Annotated in this window: 7 protein-coding genes; 5 read left to right on the top strand and 2 right to left on the bottom strand. The window is 68.7% G+C overall.

All coding sequences use genetic code 11. The features are described from left to right. Positions 1-16: 16 nt before the first annotated feature. Positions 17-2,650, bottom strand: coding sequence for a rifamycin-inactivating phosphotransferase (gene rph, locus I004_RS0102890; protein WP_051344622.1), 2,634 nt, complete (start codon positions 2,648-2,650; stop codon positions 17-19). 328 nt (positions 2,651-2,978) lie between these two features. Further along, complete coding sequence (locus I004_RS39325; RefSeq protein ID WP_158676981.1) at positions 2,979-4,925, bottom strand: hypothetical protein; 1,947 nt, start codon at positions 4,923-4,925, stop codon at positions 2,979-2,981. A gap of 507 nt (positions 4,926-5,432) precedes the next feature. Here I004_RS39325 and I004_RS31780 point away from each other — a divergent pair. From I004_RS31780 to I004_RS0102860, 5 genes are all read left to right on the top strand, one after another. Beyond that, complete coding sequence (locus tag I004_RS31780) at positions 5,433-6,404, top strand: cation diffusion facilitator family transporter (protein ID WP_051344621.1); 972 nt, start codon at positions 5,433-5,435, stop codon at positions 6,402-6,404. Positions 6,405-6,872: 468 nt separating this feature from the next. Continuing rightward, positions 6,873-7,838: a GNAT family N-acetyltransferase gene (locus I004_RS31775; protein ID WP_037974594.1), complete on the top strand. Its 966-nt coding sequence runs from the start codon at positions 6,873-6,875 to the stop codon at positions 7,836-7,838. Between the two features lie 370 nt (positions 7,839-8,208). Continuing rightward, positions 8,209-8,514, top strand: coding sequence for a hypothetical protein (locus I004_RS31770; RefSeq protein WP_051344620.1), 306 nt, complete (start codon positions 8,209-8,211; stop codon positions 8,512-8,514). Positions 8,515-8,998: 484 nt separating this feature from the next. Continuing rightward, positions 8,999-9,709 (top strand): GNAT family N-acetyltransferase, encoded by a 711-nt coding sequence (locus I004_RS31765; RefSeq protein WP_106965232.1) that lies wholly within the window; start codon positions 8,999-9,001, stop codon positions 9,707-9,709. Between the two features lie 477 nt (positions 9,710-10,186). Then, the gene (locus I004_RS0102860) at positions 10,187-12,478 is read left to right on the top strand and encodes an FdhF/YdeP family oxidoreductase (protein ID WP_028434257.1); all 2,292 of its coding nucleotides are present in this window, start codon (positions 10,187-10,189) and stop codon (positions 12,476-12,478) included. Positions 12,479-12,555 lie beyond the last annotated feature (77 nt).

The following is a 12,555-nucleotide window of genomic DNA, read 5'->3' as shown; positions in this document are numbered from 1 at the left end:
CTACTTCACTGCGCGTCTACGGCAGGATCTCGACGTAGCCGTTTGTTCCGTTCACGCGGATCCGCTGCCGGTCCCGGATCAGCCGGGTGGCATTGTCCACGCCCACGACGGCCGGCAGGCCGTACTCCCGGGCGATCACTGCGCCATGCGTCATCTGGCCACCCACCTCCGTCACAAGGCCTTTGATCGCGACGAACAGGGGTGACCAGCTGGGGTCCGTGTAGGCCGTGACCAGGATGTCGTCCCCCTGGAGATCGGCCTCGGCCATGTCCAGGATGACGCGGGCACGCCCCTCAACGCTCCCGCTCGAGACCGGCAGGCCGACCAGCGCGCCTGCCGGCATGTCTTCCCGTCGGTACGTCCCGGCGATCGCCTCGCCGTCCGACGTGAGCACCCGGGGCGGCGTGAGGGCCTGATACGCCCTGAACGCCTCCCTGCGCTCCCGGATGAGCTCGTCGTCCACCTGTCCCGTGCGTACAACATCGTGGAGTTCCTGGAACCTGAGGTAGTAGATGTCCTCCCTCTCACGAAGCAGCCCGGCCCGCACGAGACGCCCGGCCTCTTCCAGCAGAGCTTGCTTGTAGACGAAGTAGCGGCTGACCATGCCGTACTTCGGGTACTCCCGGTACCCGGCGAAGGTGCGGAGGCGGTCGATCATCCCCTTCGTTTCTTCGGCCTTCTGCTCTCCGTCCGGCAGGGACCGCAGGCGCTCCAGCAGTTCCTGCTCCTTTCTGCGAGCCTCCTCCCGCCCCTGTTCGAAGCGCCGCTCCCCGGCGCCCGGCTCGAAGTTCTCGATGTTGCTGAGAATCATCGGCACGAGCGTGGTGGGGAGTTCGCTCCACCGCGGCCTCGTGATGTCGATCTCGCCGACGCAGCGCACGCCGTATTTGTCGAGGTAGGCCCGGATCGCGTCTCGTGCCTCCCGGCCACCGGCAAGGTCTGCCATCTCGTCCAGGAAGCCTTCGTCCTCGACGTCCTGCAGAAAGGCGACCACCTCGGGATGCGGGCGGATCACATCTGCGACGTCCAGGAGCGCGAGCCCCATCTCCGAAGTGACGTTGTTCGGGGCGGACTGCGTGAGTGTGTCGGCGGCGTTCTCCTCGCCCAGCCACGTGTTCAGCTGCTCGTTGAGCCACCAGGCCGCGTCCATCCCCGCCATGATCGCCGGAAGGCTCTGCGGATCGAACAGGAGCCGCCGCAGCTCCTGAAGGTCCTCCCGGATGAAGTCGAACAGCTCCGGTCCGGACTTCGTCCGGATGTCGCGCTTGGCTGCGGCGATGGACTTCTGGGTGCCCGCGATCAGCCCGGTGACAAGGTCCGGGTCGGTCCCGATGGGAGCCGGCGGGCCGCCGGGAGGCGCCCCGCCGGGACTCTTCTCCGGGAGCGACGGGACGAAGTCGCCGAGGTCAAGGACGGTTTGGAGTGCGTCCCTGACCAGCGGATCGGACTTCCCCGACACCTCCAGGAGTTGGTCGCGGCTCGCCGGCGATCCCAGGCTCTTGGTGACATCGACGAACAGTCTCCCGGCCGCCTCGGCCATGGGCCGTGGGGTTGTCAACTGCCAGAAGGAGAGACCCAAGGGCTTCATCGGGTCGGTCATCATCTGCTGATGACCGACGGAGATGTAGACGTGGTTGTCCCCGTCCTCCGTCACCGGGACGGGGAACAGCGTCGTGATCGGCCGGCTCTGGACGATCTGGAAGTCGCCGTCGACCAGGCACCATTCGATGTCCTGGGGGCGGCCGAAGTGCATCTCGATCCGCCGGCCCAGCTCCTCCAGCCGCACGACCTGCACGTCGGTCAGCGCCGGCTGCTCCTGCAACTCGGGCTCGATCGCCCGTTGTTGCGTCCCGCCTTGTGGCAATCCGTGGATGGCCAGCTGCTTCTTGGCGACTGTCTTTTCGACGACTTCGCCGTCCCGGACCTTGTAGACGTCCGCGTTCACCAGACCGGAGACCAGGGCCTCGCCGAGGCCGAAGCCGGCCTCCACGGTGGTGACCTTCCGGTTCGACGTGACGGGGTCGGCCGTGAACAGGATGCCTGCGGCTTCGGAGGAGACCATCTGCTGCACCACGACGGCCATGTGGACCTTGCGGTGGTCGAAGCCGTTGCGCAGACGGTAGGTCACGGCTCGCGCGGTGAAGAGCGAGGCCCAGCATCGGCTGACGTGCTCGAGGATCGCCGCCCGCCCGACGACATTCAGGTACGTGTCCTGCTGGCCCGCAAAGGAGGCCGTCGGCAGGTCCTCCGCCGTCGCGCTTGATCGGACGGCGTAGGCGGCTTCCCCGTCGGGCCCGGCGAGCGGACGTGTGATGGCTGCTGCCAGATCGTCCGGGATGAGCACCCGTTTGATGCTGCTGCGGATCTCCGCGCTGAGCACGCGGATCGCGTCCCGGTCGTCCGGGTTCAGCTGCGAAAGATGGGCGAGTTGATCGTCGATCGATGGCGCCTGCGCCATGACCCGCCGGAAGGCGTCAGTCGTCACGCAGTAGCCGGCCGGAACGTGGATGCCCTCGACCCGTGAAAGCTCCCCCAGGTGCGCGCCCTTGCCCCCGGCCAACGCGACCTGCGTCTGGTCGATCTCCTGGAGATCGAGCACGTAGCAGTCGGACGCGAAAGGCCTCGCCGCATTGCTGTCGGTATCAAGCATTCGCTGGTTCCCCCATGTGTCGGTTTTGGCTGCGACCGGAGGATTCTGCAGTACGATCCGGGTCTTGCCGCAATCCCCCCTGTCTGCTATACATTCAGCATGGCAGGGAGTGAACGACTCCTTGCCATTGTTGTTTTCTCGCCCCTGGACGGGCGATTCCCACCGCGAAGTCGCACGAGCGCTGAACTCGACCGAGGCTGCCGCGAATTGCTGGCAGGGTGCCACGAGCGTGCCGGAACGCAGACAGGAGGGCCGGGAGATCCGGCCCTCCTGCTCGAACTGCTTGGGGACGTAGGTGAGTTATCGAACCCGCTCACTCACGGCATTGTCAGAACCCGCCGCCGAAGTCACCCCCGCCGCCGCCGGAACCCAGATCGCCACCGCCACCGAAGTCACCGCCGCCACCGCCGGAACCGAAGTCGCCACCGCCACCGAAGTCACCGCCGCCGGAACCCAGATCGCCACCGCCACCGAAGTCAGCAGGAGCTTCAGGCGCGGGAATCTCAGGCGCAGGAGCCTCAGGCGCAGGAGCCTCAGGCGCAGGAACCTCAGGCGCAGGAGCCTCAGGCGCAGGAACCTCAGGCGCAGGAGCCTCAGGCGCGGGAACCTCAGGCGCAGGAGCCTCAACTCCGCCAGGAGCCTGGGCAGTCGGCGTACCGGTGGCGTTGTCCGGAGGGACAGGACCGTCGGTCAGACCGGGTACCTGAGTGCCTGGGGTGGTACCTGGGGTGGTACCTGGGGTGTTCTGGGCGTCGTCCAACGGGACGTTGGCCGTCACATCGGCCTCGATCCGCCCCTCCACCTTGAAAGCCCTGTCGTCGGCCGGTCCGCCCTGGAGGCCGAATCGGAATGAGGGCGGGGACTGGCTTCCGTCACTGGACGGCTGTGAGGCATCGACGCTGAGCTTGCGGCCACCGAGATCGACTGCACCGCCGTTGGTGTCGGTGAACTTGACTTCGCCGTCGGGCTTGACGTCCAGGGACACCTTCCTCGAAACCGCGTCTCCACCTGGGGTGTTCGCCTGAATCTCTCCGGAACCACCGCCGGAGAATTCTCGGGTCACCGGATTGAAATTGACCCTCGCCTCCCCCTTCACGTTGGCGGCCGGAGATACGAGCGAGACATCGCCACGGAGGTTGATGCCGGTCGGGGATGCGGGGAACGAACCCACGAACGACCTGTTGCCGCCGGCACCGACACCGCCCCCACCAGAGATCGAGAGAATCTTCGAGTTGGCTCCTCCCTGAATGAAGACGAAGGAATTCGTCCCGGTGGGGATCTCGATCCTGCCGCCGACGATGGGCTCGGCCTGCTGCGGTGCCTTCGGCGCAGCGGACGGGGCCGCCGGTGCCGGTGCCGCGACCGGTGCGGAGACCGGTGCCGGTAGCGGCGCCGGAACTGGTGCCGGTCCTGGAGCTGGTGCCGTCTCCGGGGCGGGCGTCGGGGCTGGGGGCGCGCCCACCTGGCTCGGGCCGGCGGCGTCAGCCACACCGAACTGGTCCGCGCCCGGAGCCTCGGACACACCGAACTGGTCCGTACCCGGAACCCCACTCACGGGAAGCTGGGAACCCCCCGGGGTGGACTGATCGCCCGAGTTGCCGTCGACCAGCAGCTGGGGGTTGAAGTGCAGGTCCTGGGTCTGCGGGTCGAAGATCTGGAATCCGCGGTCCTGGAGCCCCAGGAAGGCAGCCGTGCGCGCATCTTGGCTGACACCACGATCCGGGCTCAGCCGATCGATCAAGTCCTGCGTGGACATCTCACGTGCTTCGCTGAGCCGCCACTCGGAAGCCACGGCAATCGGCTGGAAATACAGCTTGTTGGTCGTCGGATCGGAGACGAACGTCCCCCGGTTTCCGAGTTCCTGGGCCGCCGCCCTGCGCTCAGCTGTGCTGTTCCGGCACTCGGGGCCCAGCTCCTTGATCAGCTGCTGCGTGGACTTCGCACTTGTGTCGCACTGCTCCGCCGGTTGTGCCGCGTTCGCTGGTGCCGCAGTCGGTAGTGCCACTGCCCGTTGCGCCGCTGCCCGTTGCGCGGCTGCCCGTTGCGCCGCTGCCTCTGAGGACCCATCCGCCTGCACGGCCTGGGCAGCCACTCCATGGGGCGCGATGTCCGACGTTCTGTAGTCCGACGGCTCGCTGTCCTCCGCATACGCGAGATCGGCACGCGAGTGCTGAGTGCCGGACGCCTGGGTCTTCCCGGCCCCGTGCGTGAGGGCGGCACCCGCCGCGCCGGCCACGGCCACACCGGAAACCAGCCCGACAACGGCCTTGCGCACGGCCGTAGACCCTGTCGCCTGGGGCAACTTGACGCGTCTGTGCTTTCCCTTGGCCATATGCATTTGTCCTCATCTGCCCGGCCCTCATGCGGAGGGGAACGATGGTCCGCGAAGCCGCCGCACGGCAGGACGCCCGGCTCTCTCACGCCTGGGCCGTCTGAACCCATCCCACCCGCAACAGCGAAATGTTGGCATGAACGGTTCAAGCATTCGCAGATTTCTCACCAACCCGCCAAGAAATGCTCGATCCGGAGAGGTGGATCTTCCCGGGCCGCCGTCCCCGTGCGGGGGCGAACCCCTGCCGGACGGCTGCCGGTTCGCGCCGCGGGCTCAGGAGCTTTCCGGATACGAGGAGGGCGCGCCGATGTCCCGAGCCGGGGCCGTTCGCGGGCGCCGCACATGTCCTGGACATCCGGGGGACGAGAGGTGAAGGGGGTGTGCCTGAGGGGCACTCCGCCCGCGTGTATCGGGACGAAGCAGGGGTAACCGGGGGCCTATGGAGGCCACTTGAATCAGAAGGACTCGGATCCGAAAGACTCGGACCGTAAGACGCGAATCACCGTCCTGGTGGCGCTCGCTGCCAATCTGGTCATCGTCGTCGCCAAAGCTGTGGGAGGCCTTCTCGCCGGATCGCCCGCCCTGTTGTCGGAGGCCGCGCACTCGGTCGCCGACAGCCTCAACGAGGTGTTCCTGCTGGCGGCTCTGAAGCGCAGCAAGAAACCCGCCGACGAGCAGCACCCGTTCGGCTACGGCAAGGAGCGCTTCTTCTGGTCGCTGCTCGCCGCGGTCGGCATCTTCGTCATGGGCGGCTGCTTCTCCTTCTTCCAGGGATACGAGGCACTGACCAGCACCTCCGAGGAGTCCCACACCGGTTACGCCGTGGGGCTCGTGGTGCTCGCCGTCGCCCTCCTCGCCGAGGCGAGCTCCCTGATCAGGGCGGTCCACCAGGTGCGCAACGACCCCAGTTCGCAGGGGATGAAGGACCCGACGCTGCGTACGGTCGTCGCCGAGGACGGCACGGCTGTCGTCGGCGTCAGCTTCGCCATCGTCGGCATGGCGATGCACATGGCCACGGGGTCGGCGCTGTGGGAAGCGGGCGCCTCGTTCGCCATCGGGGCGCTGCTGGTGGTGATCGCGTTCCGCCTCGGGGCGGACACCCGCGCCCAGCTCATCGGCGAGGCCGCCGACCCGAAGACGCGGGAGCGGGTGGAGGCCGTGCTGGAGAAGCAGTCGGAGATCCACAACGTGGACATGCTGCTGACGATGCAACTCGGCATGGACTCCACGCTGGTGGCCGCCCGGGTCGACCTGGTTCCCGGCCTGGAGAGCGAACAGCTCGAACTCGTCTCGGAACGGATCAAGGCGTCCATCACGGAGGCCGTACCGGAGGCGGACCAGATCTTCCTCGACATCACCGAGGCCCCCGTCCCCAAGGGCGCGACCGAGACGCCGGAGACCAAGACCGCGGCAGGGCAGTAGCCCGCACGCGCGCACGCCACGAAGCGCCGCGGGGACCCCTGCGGAGAGGGTGGGAATCAGGTCAACTGACTCCCGCCCTCTCGCACTTCGCGTTCGTCGCCGCGCAGCTTCGCGAGGACCCGGGTCAGCCCACCGGCTCCAGGCGGACGCAACAGCGGCCGTCGCCGGCGCCAGGCATCCCTGATCCTGCGCACCGGTTCACGGTGGCGCCGATCCTGTTCGGGCTGGACAAGTTCACCGATCTGCTGAGGAGTCACAGCGTGCCCTGAACGCCCCCGGTCAGCAGGCACTGCTCCGCAGTTGTGGGAGGACACCTAATGCGAGGGGCCGGACCCGTTCCGCAGGGCCCGGCTCTTCGCCGTCGCGCAGCACGGATCGCGGTTGAGTGGCGGGTGAGTTGGGGGGACCGGTGCGTCCCGGAGAGGAAAAGCAGTTGCCCGGGCCCGGCCAGGTCCGGAAAGTGACCGCATGTCCTTCGACGTCCGTCCCGCCGCCCCCGAGGATGCGCCGGCCATATGCGCGCTGCTCAACGCCGTCGACATCGCAGAGGTCGGACGGCCGGAGTCGGACCTCGGCATGGTCGAGTCCGATCTGATCCATCCCGAGGCCGACCTCGTCCGCAACTCCTGGCTGGCCTTCCGCGACGGCGAGTTGGTCGCCTACGGTCTGCTGTGGGACGAGTCCGACGCCGAGCGCATCGACGTCGACCACTACGTTCTGCCCGGCCACCAGGACGACGGGGCCATACTCATCGAGCTGATGGAGGCGCGGGCCGCCGAACGCGCCGGGGAGAACGGCGCCGAGCGTGCAGTCGTCCATCTCGCACTCAACGTCCGGCCCGCTTTCGACACCGCCCTCCTGCGGAGCCGGGGCTGGCGGACCGTACGGCGGTACAACGTCCTGTCCCGCCCGTTGTCCGGGGCCGCGGACCCCGTGCCCGCACCGCCCGCCGGCCTGATCCTCCGCGACTGCGTGGACGAAGCGGACCGGCGGCGCGCACACGAACTGGTCGAGGAGACCTTCGCCCAGCACTACGACCACCACCGCCGCAGCTACCGGAGCTGGCTGGACGATCTCGGCGGCGGCATGGACTGGTCGCTCGTGTGGATCGCCTCACAGGAGGGCTCGGGCGACGTGGCGGTGTTGCTGAGCCGCGACGACCGCACGGCCATGGGCTGGATCCGCAACCTCGGCGTGCTCGAGAAGGCTCGCGGCCGGGGAATCGCCGGGCATCTGCTGCGCCACGCGTTCGGCGTCTACGCGGCACGGGGGCGCGACACGATGGGCCTCGGCGTGGACACCACGAACGCGACGGGTGCCCTGCGGCTCTACCTCGCGCACGGCATGACGCTCCATTTCGCCGTGGACACCTGGGAGTTGACACTTCCCGCCGTCGCGCCGGGGCCTCCGGCCGCGAGCGCGCCGAAGCCATGACCACCCGGCGTCCTCGGCCGGGCACAGCACGCACGCCCCTCACGACGGGCCCCGGGACCGATCGCAGTCACCTCCGCCGGACGGAAGACGGGGACTGTCCACGGAGCGTGTGCGCGGGTGGCCCGGGGTGCCCGCCGGTTGCCCGAAGGCCCCGTGACCAGTGCGGACGCTCGGCAACGGGCGATGCCGTGTGCGCGGCCGGACGCGGCGGGGAGCGGGCTCGGGCGCCTGTGATCACGCTGTGGCGAAGTAATGATCTTTGACGTTCTCCCCATGAGCCTCACCGGTCACGAAAACAGCTGCGGTCTCACACGGGATCTCGCGGTACCTCGTCGTCAGACCGGGGCATGGGCGCCGTACTCTCGGAAGCATGGTTGATCCTCAGAAGTCCGAGCCCGACGCCCTGTACGAGGACGCGAACCAGGGTGTGGAGGATGCACGCCAGCACGTTCGCGACGCTTCGGCCGGAACGGACACGGCCCGGCTCGAGACAGCACTCGACGAACTGGAAGCCGCGCTCGCCCACCGGGAAGCCGCCCGCCTCCGGCCGCAGGACGACGACTGGCTGCTCACAGCCCTCGGCGCGGCGAACGCGATCGACCCGGAATTCCACGGCGAGACCGCGGACCGCCCCACCGACACCCCGTCCCTTCCCAACGAGGAGGAGCCCGACTGAGCGGCACTCCGAGCAGAAGCTGACACCCGCAGCCCCCATCGCGTTCGGCAGCATTCCCGGGACCGGGAGTGGGGGGGCACTCGTGCCCGGCTGCTTCCGCCTTCCACATGCCCTGTGACCAGCCTTGATGCTGGCGGCGGGGCGTTCTTGTGCGTGCGGTGGGACGCGGCCGGACGCCGAGCGGCCGTCGCCGGGCGCGATCACCGTCGCGGACGTGACGGGTCACCGGAGGAACCAGAGCTCTTCGGCTTCAACTCCTGTCCGCGGCACGGGCTCGTCTCCCCCTGGGAGGACAGGAGGCGCGGCACCGCCACCGCGTGGCCGGCCTTCTGCCGCCGCTTCCCGACCGGGCATTCGGACGCCTCTCCCGCGAACAGCCGGACCCGAAACCTGTGAGGGCGGGCGCGCAGGCAGATTTGTCCAAGTTGAATGACGTACTCCACGTCACTTACGCCGGACGGTGTTCGAACGCTAGCGTGCCGTCATGACAGCGCGGGCCCCCGCTCCCGTGGCCTTGAACGGCCGGCACGTCGTACTGGAGCCGCTCAGGATCGACCATGTCCCGGACCTCTACTCCGCTCAGCGCGGCGTCGAAACGGACTGGGGCTGGCTACCCGTGCTCGCGCCCCGCTCACAGGCGGAGATGCGCCTCATAGTGGAGCAGCGTCTCGCTCAGCAGGCCGCCGGGGGCGCCTTCATCTTCGTGGTGCTGGACGCCCGTACCCGCCGCGCCGCGGGCTGGATCGCGTACCTGAACATCAACGTCATCGATCAGCGGGTGGACGTCGGCTGGCACTGGCTCGGGGAATCGCTCTCGGGTACGTACGCCACCGTGGAGATCCATCTGCTGCTCGTGCAGCACGCGTTCCACCTGGGATTCACGAGGGTCCAGTGGCAGCTCGACGACCTCGACCGTGCGGGCCACGACACGATGCTGCAGATCGGGGCGCTCCGCGAGGGGCTCATGCGCCGGCACCTGAAGAGGCCGGACGGCACATGGCGGGACACCGCCCTGTACGCGCTGCTCTCCCCCAACCGCGCCGCGCCCATCGGCCGGGCGCAGCTGCCCGCTCCCGCGCCCGCGGCACCCGCTCCCCCGGCTCCGGCGGCGATCTCCTGGCCGACGCCGGTGCCTCCGCAGGGCATCCGGCCCCGCGTCGGGCTTCCGAACGCGGGCAACCGGTACGGGCCGTGACGGACCGGCGCTGACCGCCCGGTTCGTTCCTCGACGCCTCTGACGCCGCTGCGACTCCCCTGGCGCCTCTGGCGCCTCGACGCGGTGATTTCCCCCTGACATTCCCCGCCCGAGAGGCGGACCGCCCGGGGCCGTGCGCGCACTCACCCATGCCTCCCGGCGTGACCTTCCCGGGCCGGCTTCGGCCGCGAACCGGGCCGCCAGCGGCTTCCCGAGCGGCTGACCATCAGGAACCGGCCTCGTGGATAGACGTGGTCTATCGACTGATCGGCAACAACTCTTTGACAGACCGGAGCGACCGAACAAGGCTGGTACTGCCGCGGACAGGACCATACGCAGACAAAGCGGCGATATCCGGCCAGTCTCCGCTACGTCTCTTGAAGACGCGGCTGCTCCGGCTGTGCCGGATCGCCTCCCTCGACGCAACGTCAGCGGCGCGGAGTTCGCGGTACGTGCCAGAAAGGGACCGAGCAGACCATGCGCAGCAACGAGGATCCGTACGACGATCTTTCCGTCACCCCGCCCAAGACCTGGGCGACGGGCGTGCCCGGCGTCACCCACGCCATTCAGTACTCGCTGGGCCAGACCTCAGTGCGGCGTACGGCACTGACGCTGCTGAACGTCAACCAGGACAAGGGCATCGACTGCCCGGGCTGTGCATGGCCGGAGCCCGCGCCGGGGAAGAGGCACCGGAACGAGTACTGCGAGAACGGTGCGAAGCACATCAACGACGAGGCCACCTCGCGCCGCGTCACCGCCGAGTTCTTCCGTGAGCACTCCGTCTCCGAGCTGGACCAGAAGTCCGACTACTGGCTCAACCAGCAGGGCCGTCTGACCGATCCGATGGTCAAGCGCCCCGGGTCGGCCCACTACGAGCCCATCGGCTGGGACGAGGCGATCGGCCTGCTCGCCGACGGGCTGCGCGGCCTCGGCTCCCCCGACGAGGCCCTCTTCTACACCTCGGGACGGGTTAGCAACGAGGCCGCGTTCCTGCTCCAGCTCTTCGCCCGTGCGTACGGCACGAACAACCTGCCGGACTGCTCCAACATGTGCCACGAGTCGAGCGGTTCGGCGCTCATGGAGACCCTGGGCACGGGCAAGGGCAGCGTGAGCCTGCAGGACATCCACGACGCCGACCTCGTCTTCGTCGTCGGCCAGAATCCGGGCACCAACCATCCGCGGATGCTCTCGGCGCTGGAGGAGACCAAGCGCAACGGCGGCCAGGTCGTCGCCGTGAACCCGCTGCCCGAGGCGGGGCTGATGCGGTTCAAGCACCCGCAGAAGGTGCGCGGCGTCATCGGACGCGGCACTGAGATCGCCGATCAGTTCCTCCAGATCCGTCCCGGTGGGGACCTGGCCCTCTTCCAGGCGCTCAACCGGCTGCTGCTGGAGGCGGAGGACGAGGCGCCCGGCGAGGTGCTCGACCACGGATTCATCGACGACCACAGCAGCGGCTTCGGCGAGTACGCGTCGCACGCACGTCAGGTCTGCTGGGACGACGTGCTGAGCGCCACCGGCCTCACCCGCGAGGAGATCGAGGCCGTGCACGCACGCGTCCTCGGCTCGCGGAAGGTCATCGTGTGCTGGGCGATGGGACTGACGCAGCACAAGCACGGAGTGCCCACGATCCGCGAGATCGTCAACTTCCTCATGCTGCGGGGCAACATTGGAAGGCCCGGAGCCGGGGTCTGCCCGGTGCGTGGCCACAGCAACGTGCAGGGTGACCGCACCATGGGGATCTGGGAGCGGATGCCGCAGCCCTTCCTGGACGCCCTGGAGCGGGAGTTCGGCTTCACACCGCCCACGGAGCACGGGCTGGACTCGGTGAACGCGATCAGGGCGATGCGGGACGGCCGTGCGCGGCTCTTCGTCGGAGTGGCGGGCAATTTCGTACGGGCCAGTCCGGACAGCGAGGCCACCGAAGAGGCCCTGCGCAGCTGCCGGTTGACGGCGCACATCTCGACGAAGCTGAACCGTTCGCACACGGTGTGCGGGGAGACGGCGCTGATCCTCCCGACGCTGGGCCGCAGCGACAGGGACTTCCAGGCCGGCGGAGAGCAGTTCGTCACCGTCGAGGACTCGATGAGCGAAGTGCACATCTCCCGCGGCAAGTTGCCCCCCGCCTCGCCGGAGCTGCTCAGCGAGGTGTCGATCATCAGCAGGCTGGCGCGCGCCACGCTCGGTGGTTCAACGTCCGTTCCCTGGGAGGAGTTCGAGGCCGACTACGGCACGATCAGGGACCGCATCTCCCGCGTGGTCCCGGGATTCGAGGACTTCAACGCGAGGGTGGCGGTGCCGGGCGGCTTCGGGCTGCGCAACCCGGTCAACGAGCGCACGTTCAACACCCCTTGCGGCAAGGCGGTGTTCACCCGCAACGAGTTCACGATGCTCCAGGCGCCGAAGGGGCATCTGCTGCTGCAGACGCTGCGCTCCCACGACCAGTGGAACACCGTCCCGTACGCGATGAACGACCGCTACCGCGGGATCCACGACGCCCGCCGGGTCGTGCTGGTCAACCCGGCCGATCTGGAGGAGCTGAACATCGCCGACCGGACCGAGGTCGACCTCGTCGGCGTCTGGCACGACGGCGTGGAGCGGCGAGCGAAGGGCTTCCGGGTCGTCGCGTATCCCACGGCACCCGGCTCCGCCGCCTCGTACTACCCGGAGACGAACGTCCTGGTGCCGCTGGACAGCGTCGCGGACATCAGCAACACACCCACGTCCAAGGGCATCGTGTGCCGCCTGGAGCCTGCCGGGCTGTCTGTGTGAGGAGCGGCGCGGGCAGGCGCGGCGGGCCGTTCACGGGCCTGCCGCCTGTCCGCGGACGCGGCGGCGCGCGACCCGAG

Source organism: Streptomyces sp. TAA486 (assembly GCF_000426165.1).
Note: the sequence above shows the minus strand (reverse complement) of the source record. Positions and strands in the feature narration are given on the sequence as shown.

Coding starts and splice junctions, on each gene's coding strand:
- I004_RS31775 (WP_037974594.1), top strand. CDS start 6,873: ATGTCCTTCGACGTCCGTCCCGCCGCCCCCGAGGATGCGCCGGCCATA.
- I004_RS31770 (WP_051344620.1), top strand. CDS start 8,209: ATGGTTGATCCTCAGAAGTCCGAGCCCGACGCCCTGTACGAGGACGCG.
- I004_RS31765 (WP_106965232.1), top strand. CDS start 8,999: ATGACAGCGCGGGCCCCCGCTCCCGTGGCCTTGAACGGCCGGCACGTC.
- rph (WP_051344622.1), bottom strand. CDS start 2,650: ATGCTTGATACCGACAGCAATGCGGCGAGGCCTTTCGCGTCCGACTGC.
- I004_RS0102860 (WP_028434257.1), top strand. CDS start 10,187: ATGCGCAGCAACGAGGATCCGTACGACGATCTTTCCGTCACCCCGCCC.